The organism is Planctobacterium marinum (assembly GCF_020687805.1).
Lineage (GTDB): Bacteria > Pseudomonadota > Gammaproteobacteria > Enterobacterales > Alteromonadaceae > Planctobacterium > Planctobacterium marinum.
Window position 1 is genome coordinate 1 of the sequence record NZ_JAJEWQ010000009.1, and the last position, 19095, is coordinate 19095.

General features: G+C 44.5%; 18 protein-coding genes. 6 read left to right on the forward strand and 12 right to left on the reverse strand.

All coding sequences use genetic code 11. The features are described from left to right. Positions 1–634 precede the first annotated feature (634 nt). Positions 635–1087, forward strand: a complete 453-nt coding sequence (locus LJ740_RS21150) for an RNA recognition motif domain-containing protein (protein ID WP_229531131.1) — start codon at positions 635–637, stop codon at positions 1085–1087. A gap of 50 nt (positions 1088–1137) precedes the next feature. Here LJ740_RS21150 and LJ740_RS21155 read toward each other — a convergent pair whose 3' ends face one another. Beyond that, the gene (locus LJ740_RS21155) at positions 1138–2406 is read right to left on the reverse strand and encodes a DUF5610 domain-containing protein (protein ID WP_229531132.1); all 1269 of its coding nucleotides are present in this window, start codon (positions 2404–2406) and stop codon (positions 1138–1140) included. A gap of 162 nt (positions 2407–2568) precedes the next feature. On the opposite strand from LJ740_RS21155, the gene trmA reads away from it, so the two are divergent. Then, a complete protein-coding gene (gene trmA / locus LJ740_RS21160) occupies positions 2569–3669 on the forward strand; it encodes a tRNA (uridine(54)-C5)-methyltransferase TrmA (protein WP_229531133.1) in 1101 nt (366 codons plus the stop codon). A gap of 14 nt (positions 3670–3683) precedes the next feature. Here trmA and fabR read toward each other — a convergent pair whose 3' ends face one another. Continuing rightward, positions 3684–4295: an HTH-type transcriptional repressor FabR gene (gene fabR / locus LJ740_RS21165; protein WP_229531134.1), complete on the reverse strand. Its 612-nt coding sequence runs from the start codon at positions 4293–4295 to the stop codon at positions 3684–3686. 103 nt (positions 4296–4398) lie between these two features. Here fabR and LJ740_RS21170 point away from each other — a divergent pair, with 103 nt between their 5' ends. Both LJ740_RS21170 and sthA read left to right on the forward strand, forming a co-directional pair. After that, positions 4399–5532 carry an acyl-CoA desaturase gene (locus LJ740_RS21170; RefSeq protein WP_229531135.1) on the forward strand — a complete coding sequence of 378 codons (1134 nt, stop codon included), beginning with the start codon at positions 4399–4401 and terminating at the stop codon, positions 5530–5532. Between the two features lie 73 nt (positions 5533–5605). Next, positions 5606–7042, forward strand: coding sequence for a Si-specific NAD(P)(+) transhydrogenase (sthA, locus tag LJ740_RS21175; protein ID WP_229531136.1), 1437 nt, complete (start codon positions 5606–5608; stop codon positions 7040–7042). On the opposite strand, the gene LJ740_RS21180 is transcribed toward sthA, so the two are convergent. Beyond that, the gene (locus LJ740_RS21180; RefSeq protein ID WP_229531137.1) at positions 7022–7372 is read right to left on the reverse strand and encodes a pyridine nucleotide transhydrogenase; all 351 of its coding nucleotides are present in this window, start codon (positions 7370–7372) and stop codon (positions 7022–7024) included. The genes sthA and LJ740_RS21180 overlap by 21 nt on opposite strands. Positions 7373–7461: 89 nt before the next feature. Between LJ740_RS21180 and LJ740_RS21185 the strand changes: the two genes are divergently transcribed. Beyond that, positions 7462–8034 (forward strand): uracil-DNA glycosylase family protein, encoded by a 573-nt coding sequence (locus LJ740_RS21185; RefSeq protein ID WP_229531138.1) that lies wholly within the window; start codon positions 7462–7464, stop codon positions 8032–8034. Here LJ740_RS21185 and LJ740_RS21190 read toward each other — a convergent pair. After that, a complete protein-coding gene (locus LJ740_RS21190) occupies positions 8031–10265 on the reverse strand; it encodes a bifunctional diguanylate cyclase/phosphodiesterase (RefSeq protein ID WP_229531139.1) in 2235 nt (744 codons plus the stop codon). The two genes, LJ740_RS21185 and LJ740_RS21190, sit on opposite strands and share 4 nt — an antisense overlap. Before the next feature lie 314 nt (positions 10266–10579). Between LJ740_RS21190 and LJ740_RS21195 the strand changes: the two genes are divergently transcribed. Beyond that, a complete protein-coding gene (locus LJ740_RS21195) occupies positions 10580–11488 on the forward strand; it encodes a TIGR03899 family protein (protein ID WP_229531140.1) in 909 nt (302 codons plus the stop codon). Between the two features lie 34 nt (positions 11489–11522). Here the strand turns inward: LJ740_RS21195 and LJ740_RS21200 are convergent, their stop codons facing one another. From LJ740_RS21200 to LJ740_RS21235, 8 genes are all read right to left on the reverse strand, one after another. Beyond that, a complete protein-coding gene (locus tag LJ740_RS21200) occupies positions 11523–12287 on the reverse strand; it encodes a phosphoadenylyl-sulfate reductase (RefSeq protein WP_229531141.1) in 765 nt (254 codons plus the stop codon). Further along, positions 12280–13980 (reverse strand): assimilatory sulfite reductase (NADPH) hemoprotein subunit, encoded by a 1701-nt coding sequence (cysI, locus tag LJ740_RS21205; RefSeq protein ID WP_229531142.1) that lies wholly within the window; start codon positions 13978–13980, stop codon positions 12280–12282. The genes LJ740_RS21200 and cysI overlap by 8 nt, the downstream gene beginning before the upstream one ends. Further along, complete coding sequence (locus tag LJ740_RS21210) at positions 13980–15800, reverse strand: assimilatory sulfite reductase (NADPH) flavoprotein subunit (RefSeq protein ID WP_229531143.1); 1821 nt, start codon at positions 15798–15800, stop codon at positions 13980–13982. The genes cysI and LJ740_RS21210 overlap by 1 nt, the downstream gene beginning before the upstream one ends. Before the next feature lie 193 nt (positions 15801–15993). Next, the gene (locus LJ740_RS21215; protein ID WP_229531144.1) at positions 15994–16965 is read right to left on the reverse strand and encodes a DUF2333 family protein; all 972 of its coding nucleotides are present in this window, start codon (positions 16963–16965) and stop codon (positions 15994–15996) included. Between the two features lie 55 nt (positions 16966–17020). Next, a complete protein-coding gene (locus tag LJ740_RS21220; RefSeq protein ID WP_229531145.1) occupies positions 17021–17347 on the reverse strand; it encodes a hypothetical protein in 327 nt (108 codons plus the stop codon). Positions 17348–17367: 20 nt separating this feature from the next. After that, positions 17368–17568, reverse strand: coding sequence for a PspC domain-containing protein (locus LJ740_RS21225; protein ID WP_229531146.1), 201 nt, complete (start codon positions 17566–17568; stop codon positions 17368–17370). A 21-nt stretch (positions 17569–17589) separates the two neighbouring features. Next, a complete protein-coding gene (gene pspA / locus LJ740_RS21230) occupies positions 17590–18252 on the reverse strand; it encodes a phage shock protein PspA (RefSeq protein ID WP_229531147.1) in 663 nt (220 codons plus the stop codon). 519 nt (positions 18253–18771) lie between these two features. After that, positions 18772–19047, reverse strand: a complete 276-nt coding sequence (locus LJ740_RS21235) for a hypothetical protein (RefSeq protein WP_229531148.1) — start codon at positions 19045–19047, stop codon at positions 18772–18774. Positions 19048–19095: the final 48 nt, after the last annotated feature.

A 19095-nucleotide genomic window follows, 5' to 3' on the forward strand; every position in this document is an offset into this window, starting at 1 on the left:
AAATTTTTTGGGTCGACATCAAAATCAATCGATGCCCACACAGATTGTCTTATTGCTGATTGTTAAAGAACGTTTGCCTGAGTCTCTCCTCAAGCGGGATGCGCATTCTACACTTCCCGTTTGGCTTGTCAACATGTTATTTGAATTTATTTTTTCAGGTAACTTGTTGTAGCCCGCTTACTTAAAGGCCTGTAGAGTTTTCGCTCAATTCAGTTTTACACCTTAAGAAGCCGCTTGTAAGATTGTCTCCCCAAGCGAGGCGCGCATTCTACAGACATGATTTACACCGTCAATACTTTATTGCAAATAATTGCCAAATTTAATTCAGTTGCTGATTTTTCAGTCTGATCGGGTGAAATTAAGGCAGAATGATAAGAATACCCGCGATAATTACTTCACTCACCGCCGAATAATAGACAACCGTCAGGCAGTATTCACTTAGCAATTAGTCGTAGATAGTTACTAGTGAGTGAACCGTGATTTTAGAATCAGCCATTGGCTAATTAACTGAAGGATTGTGTTTAGTCAGATATTGGTTACTATTGTTACTGGGTAATTGATGTTTACACAACATTAACACTAACAAAGTCATTTACCCTGACAAATTACAATAATTATAGTTAAAGGATATCTCATGCCATTTTTCTTACCAAGCCTGGCGATTGGCGCAATTGTCGGTGTTGCAGGCTACTTTCTATTAGATTTCGGTCTTCTTGCCATCAACTCCCCTTTCGCCTTTCTACTAGGGTCCATCATTACTGCATTAATTCTTTCTTTTATGTCCGGTACTTCAGCGAGCAACCAGGACGATAGCGACGCAGATTCAGAAGTAGCGACGTTATATGTTGGAAATCTGCCATACCGCGTCAACGAACAAACCGTTAAGGACTATTTCGATAAAGTAACCAACGTAAATTCGGTGCGCTTACTTCGCGATCGCAAAACCGGTAAAAGGAAGGGATTTGGATTCGTTGAAATTCCTGCGAACGATGTAGACAAGGTTGTCAAAAAACTAAACGACAGCGAGTTTGAAGATCGTACCCTGAAGGTACGAATCGCTAAAGATCGAAATGATAAAGAGGAATAACACTTTTTATCAGCATTAATATAAAGAAAAGCGCCCCCCGGCGCTTTTCTTTATTCTGAAGCTCTATTCACATCAGCGGCTTTTGCCTGATTTTCTTTTTCTGATAATCCATTCAGCAAGCGCTGATTAAATTCCTGAAAACGGTTAAAGGCTTCCAGCAGTTCCGGGGTCTTAATATTTTCAACTTCACTAATAAGCCCATTAACCAGTTCATCAAAGGTATTTCGTTGTCCAAACAACTCATCATTCTGATCCAATGTATCCAATAAATTATCAAGATATTGGGAGATGGTTTTGATTGCAGGTTTATCTGACTGGTTATCTTCGTCTTTATAATTTGAAACCTGTTCATAGCGCTGCACGGTTTCCAACTTTTCAGTGCGTGACAATTCCAGCGCAAACCCGGCAATTTGAGAATCATCCAGACCGATTTCACTGGCCTGATTAAATGCCTTTTGAATATCGCCATTAAAAAACTCATCCACCAGACCCGATGTCTGTTCTACAAATTCGGCGATATCTTCCAGTTCTTCGGCACTCAACTCACCTTTCACCGAAAAACTAAAGCGCTCAGCCTGAATAAATTCATATGATTGCTGGGCACCAGCAGTCAGTTCAGAATTCCCGCCTTGTTGCTGTTCAGATTGTTGTTTGATAAACACTTCTTGTTGCGCTCTAAAGCGCTGAATAGTCTCGAAGGAAATCTGGACTTCATCGCCATCGCGGGTAGTCAGCGTTAGTTCACTACTATTTTGTTGTTCAGCCGATACACTCTGTTGGGCTGTAACGGACTCTGCCTCTGCTTCACCAAAATATTCTTCACGTAATTCATCTAAACCTTTGGTTATCGCTTTAAGACTATTGGTTATGCCTTCGTCCAGTTCTTCATTCATAAATGCAGCCAGGTCTTTTCTGGCCTGAGAAATGCCTTTTTCTACGCCTTTTTTGGCTTGCTCAAACATTTCGGTCAGCTTTTCATCATCGGCACCATTTTGCTTAGCCAGTTTCAATGCGCCACCAATGAATGTCAGTACATTTTCTGCAACTTCTTCAAAGTCAAAAGGCTTATTCTGAGGCCGGGGTTTTAAACCTGCCAATAACTCCTGCTGGCCTGAAAAGACAATTGTCTGATCAAAGTTAGTCTGCAAAATACGTGATGCCGCAACTGACTTAGCATTATTACTCAAGGAGACCTGTTCAGCCGCCAATTCCTTTAAAGCCTGATTTTCTCCCGCTGTTGCCAGCTTATCAGGCGTTACCTTTTTATTTTCCACCGGGGCCTTTTCAGAACCAGTGGATTTGATATCACCTAAGTTCATGACACTTTCCTCATTTAACCTCATCCCTTTTATCGGCTTCCTCTGATTAGATTTTAGTCGCTAATTAAAAGAAAGGCACAGGCAGAGGTGAACAAGGTAAAAATATGGTAGTATGCGCGGCTATTTCAATTTTATTTATCAATTTCCCGGCGACGACTTTCTATGCAGCAGATTCCCAGTGATCCTGATGTTTATCAGACACAACTTTTAGAAAAGCAAAAAAGACTCAGTGAACTCTTCAGTCCTTTTTTCGACGGAGAACTGGCCGTTTTCGAATCCCCTTTGCAACACTACCGCTCCAGAGCAGAGTTTAGGGTGTGGCATGAAAACGATGACCTGTATCACATCATGTTTGACCAGAATACTAAGGAAAAATACAGAGTTGATCAGTTTCCGGTAGCAATCGAAACCATTAACGAGTTGATGGTGTCGCTGTTATTGCCTATTAGGGAAAACCCAATACTCAGACGCAAGCTGTTTCAAATCGATTATTTAAGTGGTTTGAGTGGCGATACGGTGATTTCGTTATTGTACCACCGTCAGCTTGACGAAAGCTGGGAAGCAGAAATAGCAAAATTAAAAGCGAAACTTAGCACAGCACACCAGGTTAATTTCGTTGGCCGGGCCAAAAAACAAAAGCTGATAAAAGATCAGGATTTCATTACTGAGTCTTTAAAGGTATTCGATAATGAATATCAGTTTATGCATGTTGAAAACAGCTTTACCCAGCCCAATCCCTACGTAAATCAATCAATGATTGAATGGTGTATTGACAATACCCGTGACAGAAAGTCTGGCGATCTGCTGGAGTTTTATTGCGGTGCAGGAAACTTCTCAATACCGTTAGCGCAAAACTTTCGCAAAGTCGTCGGTACCGAGATTTCCAGAACATCGGTAGCTGCAGCAAACCACAACATTAAGCTTAACGGCGTGGACAACGTCTTTATCGCTCGTATGTCCAGTGAAGAATTTACCCAATACTATCAGACAGGCGAGGGCAAAAAGCGGCTTGAAGGAGCCGGGTTAGAAGACCTGGCAATCTCCACGGTGTTGGTAGATCCTCCCCGTGCCGGAATCGATGATGATACCCTTGAGTTGATTCGCGCATATGATGAGATCATTTACATTTCCTGTAACCCGGAAACCCTGATTGAAAATGTCACTACGCTCAGTTCCAGCCATAGCGTGGAAGAATTAGCGTTGTTTGACCAGTTTCCTTATACCCATCACATAGAATCCGGTGTCATTCTCAGAAAAAAATAGCGTACAGTTGTGCGCTACTCACTGTGATCTGAGCGTGCAAACCGCAACGCGCCAATGGCAATAAAACGCAATTGCTTTTCCACTCTTCTGGCCAAAAACAACTTCTGTTCGGCTGTCGCATCAATGGCCTCGGCACCGGCACTAAACACAATACGTACCATGGCTTCAGCCTGAAGCCCTGACATTTCACGACTCATTTTGGTGGTGGCCACCGTGTAATCCGTTAACTCCTCAACAAAATGAGCTATCTCTCTTTGTACTGCCGCCCTGAATGCCTGTGACGTACCGGTATGCTCACGCAGGAGCAGCCTGAAAACATTGCTGTTGGCAGACACGTACTCCATAAAGGTGGCTACCGAGGTTTGAATAACACTGCCGCCCGATTCTATGCGAATACGCGCCTGACGCATCAGTTGCCTCAACGCTAACCCGGCTTCATCCACCAGGGTTAAACCCAATTCGTCAATGTCGGTAAAATGGCGATAAAAAGACGTTGGCGCAATGCCGGCTTTACGCGCCACTTCACGCAAGCTGATACTGGAGAGACCTCGTTGTTCATCCATGATGGAAAACGCTGCATCAATAATGGCTCTGCGCGTTTTTAACTTTTGTTCCTTACGATTCAATCGACTTCCCCGAATTAGATCTGCAATGGGTTAACGGTTTCAGGTTGCCAATATTAGTTGAAGACACTAAAATTAGCGAACACTTGTAAGCTAAACTTTGAAAATGACTAAACCACCTCTTATTCTCGTAAACCTATTATTCTTTATTTTTACCGCCGCCGTCGCAATTTTTGTGGTGCCAATCGAAGCGTATTTTAACAGTTTTGACTGGAAAGAGGTGACTGCTTGTATCGCATTGATTTGGATGTCCGGGATGTCAATCACCGCTGGCTACCATCGCCTTTGGTCTCACAAAGCCTATGAAGCGCATACAATAGTCAAAATCTTTTACGCAATATTCGGAGCGATGGCCGTACAGCGCAGTATTCTGCACTGGTGTTCTGATCACCGTATCCATCATCGCCACGTTGACGACAATGACAAAGATCCTTATTCGGCGAACAAAGGATTTTGGTTTTCTCATCTGGGCTGGATGTTGCGTGATTACAAAACGAATCCTTTTGAAGATTATGCCAACTGCCGCGATCTGCAAAAAGACAAGGTGGTTATGTGGCAGCACAATAATTACGGCAAAATTTCGCTGGCCGCCAATATTGGTATCCCGGCGTTGTTAGGCTGGTTAAACGGCGATGTTATTGGCATGCTTTTATTAGCCGGTGTATTGCGCCTGGTGGTAGTGCATCATGTCACCTTTTTCATTAATTCGTTGGCCCACCTTTGGGGAAGACAGCCTTATACAGATCAAAACACTGCAAAAGATAACGACATTCTGGCGTTTTTTACCTTTGGCGAGGGTTACCACAATTTCCATCATATTTTTGAATACGACTATCGCAATGGTATTCGGTGGTGGCAATTTGATCCCACCAAGTGGTTAATCAAGGGATTGTCCTGGTTGAAATTAACTTATAATTTACGCCGCTGTCCGGAAGAGCGCATTGAAAAAGCACGTATTGCCATGCAATTGCGTTATGCAACCCAAAAAACTCTGAGTTTGTCGCCCCCGAATAAAGAAGAAATTTTAGGTAAGCTTCAGGCGGAATATGATGCGCTGATGGTGAAGATGACAGAATTCTACCAGGCCAGAAAGTCTTTTATGGATCTGAAGAAACAAGCGCTTATCCAGTCTTATGAGGGTTTGGAAATACGCTATAAATACAAAGAACTAAAAGCCTCTTTGGAAGTGCAAAAGAATAAATGGCTGGATCTAAGCCGAATGCCCCTTCAGTATGCCTGAATCCTCCGGGCCGTTGCACAAACGGCCCATACTTAGCTATGATTGTCGATAAGCGCTTGAATTGGAGACAAAAATGGCTAAACGAGCAAGTCGAAAAAGAGTACCCACCAAACCCAAATATCAATTTGATGCCATAGTTATTGGAACTGGTCCTGGCGGTGAGGGTGTCGCCATGCAATTAGCCAAAGCAGGTAAGAAAGTTGCGGTTATCGAAAAATATGAAATGGTGGGCGGCGGCTGTACTCACTGGGGCACCATACCTTCCAAAGCGCTAAGACATTCTGTGAGTCGTCTGATCGAATTTAACGGAAACCCACTGTACAATGACGGTGAAAAAGCCCACCATCTGACCTTCGAACAAATCCTCAATCACGCGACGTCAGTCATTCGCAAACAAACCCAATTGCGAAGAGGCTTTTATGAACGAAACCGGGTCACAGTGTTGCACGGTGAAGCTTCTTTTGTTGATCAGCACACGCTCAGGATTAATCACGATGACGGCTCAGTGGAAACACTGACAGCTGAACAGTTCGCGATTGCTACCGGCTCACGTCCGTATACACCGGTTGATGTCGATTTCAATCACCCACGTATTTACAACAGTGACACCATTCTTTCTTTAAACCATGACCCCAGCAATATTATTATCTATGGCGCCGGGGTAATTGGTACCGAATATGCCAGCATATTTCGGGGGATGAATGTCAAAGTCGACCTGGTGAATATGCGCGAAAGATTATTGTCGTTTTTGGATGCTGAAATCTCCGATTCCATCAGCTATCACCTCTGGAACAGCGGCATCGTAATTCGCCACAACGAACAATACCAGGCAATTGAAGGGCGAGAAGACGGTGTTGTATTGCACTTACAGTCTGGTAAAAAAATGAAAGCGGATTGTTTATTGTTTGCCAATGGTCGAACAGGTAACACCGATATGCTGAATCTGGACGCCGTAGGATTGAAAGCAGATGGGCGAGGCCAATTGAGTGTTGACGCCAATTATAAAACCGAAATAGACAATATATACGCGGTGGGTGATGTGATCGGCTACCCCAGCCTGGCCTCCGCAGCATACAATCAGGGCAGATTTGCGGGCGAAGCCATGTTAAAAGGTGAGAGCCACTCCACCCTGGTAGAAGACATTCCAACGGGAATTTATACCATTCCGGAAATATCCTCTGTAGGCAAAACAGAACAGGAACTGACAGCCCTAAAAATTCCTTATGAAGTTGGCAGAGCACAGTTTAAACATCTTGCCAGAGCGCAGATCGCCCACAGTCTGGTGGGTGGATTAAAAATTATTTTTCACAGAGAAACAAAAGAAGTGCTGGGGATTCATTGTTTTGGAGAAAGGGCTTCTGAGATTGTCCATATCGGACAAGCAATTATGCAGCAAGGAGGTAGTGCCAACAACATTGAATATTTTGTTAACACTACCTTTAACTATCCCACAATGGCTGAAGCCTATCGGGTCGCTGCAATCAATGGATTAAACCGACTTTTCACCTGATGGCTGTTCGGCTTGCTCTGATTGCTGCTGCACCAGAGCACCACTGGCTTTATCGTCGTCATGAGCGATAATGTGGATTTCCATTAGTTCTGGATAAAATTGCATGGTGGCCATTGCATTGCCGCCAAGCTCTCCCATTTCAGAGTGAAAGCTCACCTGGAAATCTTTAAATTGAACATTGTTTTCGATTGTCTGAGACAAACATTCAGCGTTCAGCGTTAGCTCTTTCGACTCAACGCATTTAAACAAGTTGTTGTTGCTCGGCTCAGCCTCGGCAAATGACAATGTACTAACGAAACTTAATGCTAAAATAAGCATGGATTTGCGCATCTTTACCTCCGGAATAAGTGCCAATCTTGATATTAGCGTAACACATCCAATTATCAATGTAACCGTTTTTGATTATATTCTTTTTTTATATGACTAGTTTAAAACAGAGAATAAGTGAATGTAAGCTGTGTGAAGCATGTCTTCCCTACCCTGCCAAACCCATTTTTCAGTTCAGCTCCAAGGCAAAACTGATCATTATTGGACAGGCTCCGGGTAAACAAGCCCATGACAGCGGCACCCCGTGGAACGACCAATCAGGGCAACGTTTAAGAGCCTGGCTGAGTATAAGTAATACTTTGTTTTACAACGAAAATGTTGTTGCTTTGGTGCCAATGGGTTTCTGTTTTCCGGGTAGCGGAAAAAGCGGTGATTTACCGCCCAGAAAAGAATGCGCACCGACCTGGCATCCGCTTTTGCTTTCGTTTTTTTCAAACCAGGTACCACGATTATTAGTTGGCAGTTACGCGCAAAACTACTACCTGAACGACAAACGCTCACTAACTGAACGTTGCAAAAACTGGCGAGACTATGGTGAAAATACGCTGCCGTTACCTCATCCATCTCCCAGAAACAATATTTGGATAAAGAAAAACCCCTGGTTTGAAGCAGAGGTTTTACCTGAATATCAACGTATTGTTAGTTCAATTCTCAGTCAGTGCTAAGGATTGTATTTGGATAAGAACTCAATAAGATCATCATAGGGCATGGGCTTAGCGAACAAATAGCCCTGGGCTTCATCACAACCAAGATCCAGCATGTATTTTGCCTGCTCTCGTTTTTCCACGCCCTCGGCGATTGTTTTGAGTCCCAGCTTTTGGCCCAGTGTTACGATAGTCTCTGCAATAAATGCCTGCTTTCCGGGCTCCACTTCTTTCACAAACGCCCGATCAACTTTCAGTCTGTCTAACGGAAGCTGCTGTAAATAACTCATTGAAGAAAATCCGGTACCAAAGTCATCAATCGCGATTTGAATGCCATTGCTCTTCAGGTCTTTCAGTGATTCGACCACCACCTGAGGATCATCCATAACCAGACTCTCGGTAATCTCCAGTTCCAGATTTCGAGGTTGAATCTCTAACTTATCTAAGGTGGATTTTATCAATGGGACAAATTTTGGATCCCGGAACTGCGGCATAGAAATATTGACCGCCACTCGGAGATCTTTATACCCCAATGTTTCCAACTCTTTTAACTTTTCGCAGGATTCCAACAAGACCCATTCACCAATTTCGATGATTAGGCCAGAGTATTCTGCCAATGGCACGAAAACCGCCGGTGAGACGTAACCACCTTCTCTCGAAGGCCAGCGCAGTAAAGCTTCCATCCCCACCACTTTTTCCGTTTTCAGATCGATCTGAGGTTGGAACCAAACCTGAAGTTTACGCTCAGCAAAATCAGCGCGTAACTGTCTAATCATACCCAAACGCCAGGTGGTTTTTTCCTCCATTTCCGGCGCGTAATACTCATAGTTGGTGGTGATATTTTTCTTGGCGCGGTTAAGCGCAATATTGGTTTGTTTTAACAGGTTAATACCACTGGCTGATTCCAGTAATCGGGTCAGTCCTACCGTGATATTTACCGGTAAGGTGTGATCTCCGGCCTTAAAGGGCGTGGAAAAGGCTGCGTCTATGGTTTTCGGCGTTATGTTGGTACTGTTGCCAATTACGCCAAACACATCCGCGCCAATTCTGGCCATCATACAGGTGTCGCCAAAGCGCTCCATCAACCGCTCAGCAACAGCAATCAGCAGGTTGTTACCTACCTCTTGCCCCAGCCCATCATTAATATCAGAAAAATGACTGATATCAATTAACGCGATCACTTCCGCGTCAAAATCGTTGTCCATGCGGTTGAGCTCATCAAGCATATTAATGAACTCATTCCGGTTAGGGAGTCTGGTTAAATAATCTCTGAACGCAGCATTGCGCAATTGGTGGAACAGATTCACATTTTCATAGCCCACAGAAACACTGGACAAGAAAACTTCCAACAACTGTTTATTTACCTCACTGATTTCGCTGCCAGCCTGAATGTAAACCGCAGCTTCGTAACCAGAACTGTCCATGTATAGAACCGAGAAATCTTCACCAAATATGTGGCTCTTATTTTGCAAACATTGGGTGACATGCATCACTATCTTATCGTTGTGAATGCTTTCCAGTCGCTCATTGATAAAGGTGGCAAAGTCTCCCGCTGCACCCAGCACGTATACACCGTCTTCGTCTTTATCCAGCACAGAGCCAGCCCGGGCACATAACACGCCTCCGGCTTCCAGCCCAATTAACGAGCTAATTTGTTCGACCACGCCTTCGCAGAAGCCTTTTACTGAGTGTTCTTCAAGTAAATTAGCCGCAGAGCCGATGATTTTTTCCAGGCCTTTACGACTTTGATTAATGGTGAGTATTTGTTGGTAAGAACGCAACGATGCGATGATCGTGGTTACCAGCTTGCTACGGGTTAATTCCGTTTTAGTTTTATAATCGTTGATGTCATATTCTTTAATGACACTCTCTTCCGGAGCATAGCCTGGTTGGCCGGTTCTTAAGATAATCCGGGGTTCTTCAAGATGCATGTCTTCCCGCATCTTTTTGGCCACCTGCAATCCTGAATCGTCTGACTCCATCACGACATCAAGCAACAAAACTGCGATTTCACTGCCTTTTTCGCTCAAAAACTTTAACGCTTCTTCGCCAGAGTAGGCATGGTGAAAACACAAACCTTTGCCATTAAGCACTAAATCAGACAGTGTCAGTCGGGTTACTGAATGAATTTCCTCATCATCATCAACAACCAACACATGCCAAACTCCGGACACCCCGGATGACGCTTCAAGCTCGGCGTCTTCTTCGTCCAGGAAGATTAACTCATCATTCTCGTAATCAGTGGGACACATCAAATTCTTCACTAAATATTATTATAGTAAGCCTGATTTTAACCAGCTCTCCTTGCACTACCGTTCTGAAGAGCTTCGCAGAACTCTGCTTTTTAGATCATATTGAACTTATCTTAGCCTAAACTTGAAAAAAGAGAAGCATCTATTCCAACTGAATTGTGTGATTTCATCAGAATGACTTCGAGATTCATTGAATTTAACCGGAATACAGGGTACAAAGTTGCTGCTGTTCCCTAGAATTTTTTGACGATTACGCAGCTAAACAACCAGCGAATAATTGGTTTAGTACAATCCAAGCAACGCAGTAAGAACTCATGACCGATATCAGAAGTGTTACCAGTGGCACACAGACACCGGCATCAACCATCAAAAAAAGCACCAGCGTCAGCAAAGAAGCGACTGACACTGCCACACCGCCCACCAAAGAGCCTAAACATACGCAACCGGTGACGTCCCGTATCCATAATTGGTTTGCGCAGGCTGGTGTCAACGCCAAAAAAAATGAGGGTTTTGAGCGAGATATTCATAAAAAAACAGAAAGACGCAGAGTTATTTCGGAACAGCGTAAACTGCAAAACCTTGAAAACGTCATGGAGAAGGCTCTGGAGTTTTGCCCCGATTCTGAAACCGCAGAAAGTATTGATCCAGACTGGTTTTTTAGCTTTGTGAACATGGCCGAAGATATTTATTCCTCTACGATGCAGGAAATCTGGGGCAAGATATTTGCAGTTGAAGTGAGTACCCCGGGTACATTTTCTATCAGAACCTTACGCACACTGAAAGAACTGACGCAACGTGACGCCAAAATGTTCCAGGCAGCGGTCAGTATGGCCTCCAGGAAAAAAGGGGAGTACAGCCCTAAAATACTGTACGGCTACTACCAAAAGCCCTCATTTATGCGCTTTCTTAAGTTGCACAAGAATCATCAGTTAAATCTGGCTGAATTTGGTCTGCCGTACCCGGATATACTGTCGCTGATGGATGCCGGGTTAATATATAATTCAGAAATCGAGTCAGGTGAGCTCTCAACTCACTCCAGATCAGAGTGGCGTTTAGGTAGTTCGGTTATTCATCTCTCACCCAAACGCAGCAGCCTGTTTTTAAATTACTATAAATTCACCCCTACTGGGGCAGAACTCAGCAAGCTGGTTTCAAGCGATATCAATCAACACTATGTGGAAAAGCTGAAATCCTTTTTGTCAGCCGACTTTGAGGTGGTTTAGGCATCATCGCCAGAGTACAGCGCTACCTGTAAGACTAGATACCATCACCAAATTCATGCAAACCACACTCTCTTTTTAAGCCAAAGAAACGCGTGTCTTGCTCGCTCATGCCCGCTTCTAGCGGTCTTGTAGTATGCCAGTCGCCTACTGACACATAGCCTTGTTCCCAAAGGGGGTGATAAGGCAGATTGTGTTCTTCAAGAAAATAATGAACATCTTTATTGGTCCAGTCCAGGATTGGATAAACCTTAAATTTATTATCAACCACCTGAAGCACTGACAAGGTATTGCGTTGATCTGATTGCGTGCGACGCAATCCGGCAAACCAGCTCTGAATTTGCAGCTCTTCCTGCGCATTGCGCATCGGTGTCACTTTATTCATGTGGTTATATTTAGCTAAACCTTCTTCACCTTTTTCCCACAACTTGCCAAAACGCGCTTCCTGCCAGGCAGGTGACAGATTGGCGCGATAGGTTTTTAAATTTAACCCTAAGCGCTCCGTCAGCTCATCGGCGAACTGATAGGTCTCCGGAAACAGATAGCCGGTATCCGTAAATACCACCGGAATATCCGGCATTTGCTCGGTCACCAGCTTCAACATAACCGCCGCCTGGATGCCAAAACTCGAAGACACCATAAAGTTTTGCGGCAGATGCGTTGCAGCCCATTGAATTCTTTCCTGCGCAGTGGAGCTCTCCAGCATACTATTGAGATCCTGCAATTGTTCCCTGGAAACATCAGCAGGATTCAATTTGTTACCCGGGAGATCTGCAACCGGATTGAGTGCAGCATTAATCATAAAAGTCTCTCGCTGAATCAATTACGGGTTTGATTACATCAACCCGAATGAGGAAGTCACCAAAGCGTTCATCCGCATTTCGCTCAGTAGCCCAACGTCCAACCAACTCATCCAAATCGGCAAATATTTCATCTTCAGAAATGTTTTCTTTATACATCCGTGGGATACGGGTACCGGTATAATCACCGCCTAAATGCAGGTTGTACTTACCCGGCCCTTTCCCGACCAGGCCAATCTCCGCCAACATGGCACGACCACAGCCATTCGGGCAGCCGGTGATACGGAAAATTATTTCTTCTTCTGCAATGCCGTGTTTCGTTAAGATGGCTTCCAGACGATTAACGGCTTCCGGCAAATAGCGCTCTGCTTCTGCCATCGCTAAGGGGCATGTTGGCAGTGACACACAGGCCATAGAGGCTTTTTGCTGCGCAGATACGTCATCTTTGAGCAAACCGTGCTGGCGAGCCAATTGTTCAATGGCGGCCTTGTCTTCGGTTGCAACACCGGCAATGATCAGGTTTTGATTGGCGGTCAGTCGGAAATCACCTTTGTGGATTTTCGCAATTTCTGCGCAACCCGTTTTTAACGTGGCATTGTCAAAATCCAGAATACGGCCATTTTCGATGAAAACCGTCAAATGGTGTTTGCCATCGATACCTTCAACCCAACCGATACGATCACCACGGGCAGTGAACTCAAACGGTTTAGCTTCAGCGAAGCTGACACCGGAGCGACGTTCCACTTCAGCTTTAAACACATCGACACCAACGGCCTCAAGTGTATATTTAGTTTTGGCATTTTTACGCTGACTTCGGTTACCCCAGTCACGCTGTGTGGTAACAACCGCTTCTGCAACTTTCAAAGTATCTTCTTTGGCGATATAGCCAAAATTGTCTGCCTTGCGTGGATAGGTTTCCGTGTCACCATGGGTCATCGCGAGGCCGCCACCCACCAGCACGTTAAAGCCCACCAATTTGCCATTTTCGGCAATAGCGATAAAGCTCAGATCGTTGGCATGAACATCCACATCGTTTTGTGGCGGAATAGCCACGGTAGTTTTGAACTTTCTGGGCAGATACTTTTCTCCCAGGATCGGCTCTTCATCTGTGGTTTCCAGCTTTTCCCCGTCCAACCAAATTTCGGCGTAGGCGCGCGTTTTCGGAAGTAAGTGTTCACTAATCTTTTTAGCCCACTCATAGGCTTCCTGATGCAATTCAGATTGATACGGATTCGAAGTACATAGTACATTCCGATTCACATCCCCCGCCGTCGCGATGGAATCAATACCTACCTTGTTTAGCGTCTGATGCATCAGCTTAATATTAGGCTTAAGCACACCGTGAAACTGAAAAGTCTGCCTGGTGGTCAGTCGAATACTGCCATACAAAGAATACTCATCGGCAAACTTGTCAATGGCCAACCATTGTTCAGGATTGATGATGCCGCCTGGCAAACGGGCTCGCAACATCACATTATGCAGCGGCTCCAGTTTTTGTTTTGCACGTTCAGCGCGAATATCACGATCATCTTGCTGATACATACCGTGAAAACGAATTAACTGAAAATTGTCCGGACCAAAGCCACCAGTGACATCATTTTTCAGATCTTCAGCAATAGTGCCACGCAGAAAATTACTTTCACCCTTCATGCGCTCATTGGGTGACGGTTTGCCGTGATTGTTTCCGATACTCATTAATATACGTCCTTCTGATAGCGTTTTGCTCTGCGTAGATCGTTTAAATATTGTTCCGCATCTTCTGCAGATTTACCGCCATGTTCAGCAATAATACTCAGTAGCGCGTCGTTGACGTCTTTGGCCATGTGAGTTGCGTCGCCACAAACATAAAAGTGGGCGCCTTCTTCCAGCCACTGCCACACTTCCTTTCCGTTTTCTAACAAACGATGTTGGACATACACTTTTTCAGCCTGATCCCGGGAAAACGCCAGGCTGATTTTGTCTAATGTGCCTTCGCTCAAAAATCGCTGCCACTCAACCTGGTAGAGGAAATCCTGAGTAAAATGTGGGTTGCCAAAGAACAACCAGTTTTTGCCTTCAGCTTCCTGGGCTTCACGCTCCTGCATAAAGGCTCTGAATGGTGCGATGCCGGTGCCTGGCCCTACCATAATCACGGGCGTATTGGGATCGGTTGGTAAACGGAAGTTAGCGTTTTTCTCAACGTAAACTTTAACCTGCTGACCTTCTTCCAGGCGCGTTCCCAGGTAACCAGAAGCGCCGCCCTGATGGGTAAAACCAAACTTGTCGTACTCTACCAGGGCAACGGTCAGATGCACTTCATCTTCGACTTCCGCCTGGCTACTGGCGATGGAATATAATCGAGGCATCAGTGGTCTCAAGGCGTCCACTAATTGTTGCGCAGTGATCGCAGAAGGGAACTCCTTAACGATATCGACAATTTGTCTGTCGGCCAGATATTCGCGCAGCTGTGCTTTATCGGCCAATAATTCTGCAACTTTTTGATCACCGCTAAATTCCGCGTACTTTTGCACAAACCCGGGATAGCTCTGCGTTAATTCAAGTTTCTCTTGTAAAGCCGATTGCACTGTTAATGTTTCATCTTTGATGGATACTTCTGTATCGGCATCGATATTCAGCGTATTTAAAATATCCGCCACCAGCGCTGCATCGTTTAAAAACCACACTCCCAGTGCGTCACCTGGTTCATACTGAATCCCTGAATCTTCAAGCGAGATTTCGATATGACGTATGTCTTTTACCGAATCGCGGCCGGTAATTTTAAGGCTTTCGACCAGCTCAGCTGGAAAGGGATTTTTCTTGGAGTACTGCTGAGCAGCATCTTGCGTATTATTACCGGCGGCTAACTGCAGACCCGGCATAGGCACAACCGCTGCTGATTTAAAGTCTTCCTGCAACTTGGCTTTGACCTGATTGCTCCACACATCAACGTCTGATTCAAAATCTACGTCACAATCGACCCGTGGTAATAATGCTGTAGCACCCAGTTTGGCCAGGCGCTCATCAAAGTCTTTTGCTGTCTGGCAAAAGAACTCGTAGCTGCTGTCACCTAAGCCCAGAACGGTGTACTTGAGACCGTCGAGTTTAGGCGCCTTTTTGCCGCCTAAAAATTCGTGCAATTGCACGGCATCATCAGGCGCATCACCTTCGCCATGAGTACTGACAACAATAACCACGTGGCTTTCGTTTTTGATATTTTTAGGTTTGTAATCAGCCATGTTTAGCAGCTTAGCGCTTAAACCATCGGCTTTTAATTTGTTGTGGTATTGCTCAGCGACACCTTTGGCATTACCGGTTTGAGAGCCATATAAAATCGTCACGCTTTTATCTGCCACGGCAGCGCCTTGTGGTTGAGGTGCAGCACTCACCTGACCGGCTTGTGCTAAGCCAGCTAAATAGCCGCTTGCCCACAATAATTGTGAAGCGTCCAATCCTGAAGCCGCAGTATTTAATTGCTGCCATTGGTTCTCATCTAATAATGCAACCGGCGAATAGGCCGGATTTCCTGAAGTAGCCATAATAATTATACAAACCTAATAAAACACCATACTAGGTTAGCGTTACTTATTCATAACTTGAAAGAATTAAAGATGATTTTTAATAACCAAAAAGATTAACGAAGCGTGAAAGAATTCGTCAGGTAGGGATCGGCAAATTCATCGGAGCGCTGCCGTGGTTTGTCAGAACAACACAACAGTCTCCGAACTCAGGTTAGCCTCTTGCAAGCAACTCGGACAAATCAATAATAGCGGCATTCGCTCTGGAAATATAGTTAGCCATTACCAGTGAATGGTTAGCCAACACGCCAAATCCACTGCCATTCAAGATCATAGGACTCCAGATAGTTTGTTGCGTTGCTTCTAACTCGCGAATAATCTGCTGCAGACTCACCGTGGCATTTTTATTTTCCAATACATCGGCAAAATCAATTTCTACCGCTTTGAGAAAATGCAACAAGGCCCAACTTGCTCCGCGTGCCTCATAAAAATAGTTGTCCAGCATCCACCAGCTGGTTTTTACCTGTAAACGCCCAGAGGAAGGTGTTGACTGTCGGGCATCGGGGTCTCCGGCCAAATCCGTGTTTATTCGTTCCTGGCCTACACTGGCACTTAACCGTTGAGACAAACTGCCTAAACGCTTTTCAACCTGTTTTAACCATTCCCGCAAATTGTCAGCGCGGGCGTAAAATTGTGCATCGCCGCGATTGGGATCTTGCAAATCCAGCAGATAGTCATTGATAGCATCAAATCCTTCCCGATATTTTGACTCTGCAGACGGCAGTATCCAGTCTCGGTGACTGGTATTAAGTGGCGGTTGAGCTTTTGCCAATGCAGCGTTTTCTATTGATTGTGACTGAGAGCGGCTAAAATCTTTGCGCATTGCCAGAGTTAAATCTCTCACCATTTCCAATGCGCCAAATTCCCATGAAGGCATATCATCCATAAAAACAGAAGGCGGAATCACGTCATTGGACAAATAGCCGCCGGGCTTATCTAACAAAGAACTTCCAACTTTCACCAACGTTGCGGTAAGTGTTGCTCCCGTTACAGAAGAAGCGTTAGGTGATTGTCTGACATCAAAAGTGTCAGGTTCATTACTCCAATAAAAAACCAACAATACGATTATCACTAACAAGGTAGATACTGACGCGATTATCCACCGACGATCCAGTTTTTTGTCCATTCTGCATTCTCCAACTTCAACAGGCACTCTGTTACAGAGTATATATCGCTATCGACTATGATGCCGCTTGTTTACCTCCCCCTGCAACCAAATACAGGATTAGCGCGATAAATAATACCGGCCAAAACAAGCTTAATCCGATAAAAAAGACACCAAACAGTGCCGCACCCAACCCCAAGATTAACGCCCCGATCAGGCTCACCGCCAGCAAAAACCCCATCAGAATTAACGCACCGGCAACGACACAAAATACGATAGCATTGATAAAGGGATCAACAATATAGGCACCATCCAGGTGAAAGATGAACCAATGTTCAGATAATTCACCAAAGACAAAGAAGATCCCCATCAATATTAAAATTGCGATCACAATAGTTTTCATGATGCCTCCTGCGTCCCAGCCTAGCGACTGGGCAATAGTAGTGTAGCGACAATATAAGCAATGAGTATCGCTGGCGGAAAGGCCAGAAATGCCAGCACTGTCGCCAGCCTCACCATCCACGCTTCAACGCCGTAATGATGAGCCACGCCGGCACAAACCCCCATAACCTTTCTGTTAATACGACTCTTATAAATGCGATTTGATTCATAATAATTTTTCATGGCTAGTCTCCACTATCGGTATCAGGCAACATTCTTTTTCAATTCAGCTAATTCCGCTTCGACTTTGTCGTTTGACTCCAGTTGCGCAAACTCGGCATGTAAGGAACTACCTGATTGTGAGGTGAACTCGTAAGCATCTACTTTGGCCTCAAGTTCGTCGATTTTACTTTCGTAACTTTCAAATCGGTGTAGTACATGTTCAACATTGTAAGTTTCCACCTGCTTTTTTACTTCCAAACGGGTTTTGGCATGTTCAAAACGGGTCTGCATGGATTTTCTTTTCGCTTTGGCTTCCGCCAGCTTCGCCACCAGACGAGCACAATCTTCCTGAATTTTTTCCAGGTTCTCTGTCACCTGACTGTTTGCAATAGTGATGTGCTCAATTTCTGATGCCACTTTTTGTTTTTCGATTAAGGCGGCCCTTGCCAGATCTTCCCGGTCACTTTCAATGGCTTTTTGCGCCTTTGCCTGCCAGTCATCCGCTGTTTTGGTAAGGTTGCGCAATTTGCGCTGAATGGTTTTTTGTTCGGCTAAATGTTTGGCGGCGATGGCTCTGATTTCCACCAGGTTTTCCTCCATTTCGGAAATAATCAGAGATAAGAGTTTTTCCGGATCTTCAGCCTTATCCAGCGCTGAATTGATATTGGCTTGTAATATGTCAGACATTCTTGAAAATACACCCATGACAGGTCTCCTTGCTTATTAACTTGTTATTCAACTGTGTTTCGTAATACAGAAATGTATTTACAATCCATGTGCCAGCTTTGAAAAACTTTTAAAGCATTGTTTTTAAAGTGTTTTTTTTGAAAACCACAAAAAACATCGTATTTCATTCAAACAAGCAAAACAAAATTTTAGTGATATTTGTCAACAATGAGTGAGATTCGCCAATGCTTCTTTGGGTCTCTTAAAACAGCTGTCTTAAAAGCACAACGGGCAGTTTTACAAGCGGTTAAAAACACCAGAACAGGCAAGTGAAATTGCTGTGAAAAAATGGAAATGGTTAAGATTGAAACGCAGGAATAAACGAGGGGAATATAAAAAAGAGAATACCAGGAAATGATATTCTCTTTAACACCGCCTTTGGTGCTTATCCGGTCGCATGTTGTGCAACATGCTGACCAGAAAAGCACTTAAACCAAAGGTTAAAACAGGTGCCATTAAAATGGCCAGTAAACTAACAGAAGAAACCATAGCCAGCCCCTATTCGGCGGCTTCAGTGACATCAGATGACGACACAGTACTGTCAAACGTGATCAGCACTTTGGTTTCCACGCCAATATCTTCCAGTTCCACTTTGTGTGAGGTATTTAATATATCGCTGTACACCTCATTTTGCACTTCGTAGCTGGTACTGCTGGTTGCTGAATAGACATAAAAATCTGTCACTTCACTCAATGACACTTCACCGGCAGTCGCTACACCTGAAACCAAAACGCCCGTACCTAAAACCAATAACCCTTTTACTTTGCCTAACATGACCTTTACTCCTGAAACAATGAACCGAACTGATTTACCCAATATGTC

Coding starts and splice junctions, on each gene's coding strand:
- LJ740_RS21235 (WP_229531148.1), bottom strand. CDS start 19,047: ATGTTAGGCAAAGTAAAAGGGTTATTGGTTTTAGGTACGGGCGTTTTG.
- LJ740_RS21225 (WP_229531146.1), bottom strand. CDS start 17,568: ATGAAAAATTATTATGAATCAAATCGCATTTATAAGAGTCGTATTAAC.
- LJ740_RS21150 (WP_229531131.1), top strand. CDS start 635: ATGCCATTTTTCTTACCAAGCCTGGCGATTGGCGCAATTGTCGGTGTT.
- pspA (WP_229531147.1), bottom strand. CDS start 18,252: ATGGGTGTATTTTCAAGAATGTCTGACATATTACAAGCCAATATCAAT.
- LJ740_RS21215 (WP_229531144.1), bottom strand. CDS start 16,965: ATGGACAAAAAACTGGATCGTCGGTGGATAATCGCGTCAGTATCTACC.
- LJ740_RS21200 (WP_229531141.1), bottom strand. CDS start 12,287: ATGATTAATGCTGCACTCAATCCGGTTGCAGATCTCCCGGGTAACAAA.
- LJ740_RS21190 (WP_229531139.1), bottom strand. CDS start 10,265: ATGTGTCCCACTGATTACGAGAATGATGAGTTAATCTTCCTGGACGAA.
- cysI (WP_229531142.1), bottom strand. CDS start 13,980: ATGAGTATCGGAAACAATCACGGCAAACCGTCACCCAATGAGCGCATG.
- trmA (WP_229531133.1), top strand. CDS start 2,569: ATGCAGCAGATTCCCAGTGATCCTGATGTTTATCAGACACAACTTTTA.
- LJ740_RS21220 (WP_229531145.1), bottom strand. CDS start 17,347: ATGAAAACTATTGTGATCGCAATTTTAATATTGATGGGGATCTTCTTT.
- LJ740_RS21210 (WP_229531143.1), bottom strand. CDS start 15,800: ATGGCTACTTCAGGAAATCCGGCCTATTCGCCGGTTGCATTATTAGAT.
- sthA (WP_229531136.1), top strand. CDS start 5,606: ATGGCTAAACGAGCAAGTCGAAAAAGAGTACCCACCAAACCCAAATAT.
- LJ740_RS21155 (WP_229531132.1), bottom strand. CDS start 2,406: ATGAACTTAGGTGATATCAAATCCACTGGTTCTGAAAAGGCCCCGGTG.
- LJ740_RS21170 (WP_229531135.1), top strand. CDS start 4,399: ATGACTAAACCACCTCTTATTCTCGTAAACCTATTATTCTTTATTTTT.
- LJ740_RS21180 (WP_229531137.1), bottom strand. CDS start 7,372: ATGCGCAAATCCATGCTTATTTTAGCATTAAGTTTCGTTAGTACATTG.
- LJ740_RS21195 (WP_229531140.1), top strand. CDS start 10,580: ATGACCGATATCAGAAGTGTTACCAGTGGCACACAGACACCGGCATCA.
- LJ740_RS21185 (WP_229531138.1), top strand. CDS start 7,462: ATGACTAGTTTAAAACAGAGAATAAGTGAATGTAAGCTGTGTGAAGCA.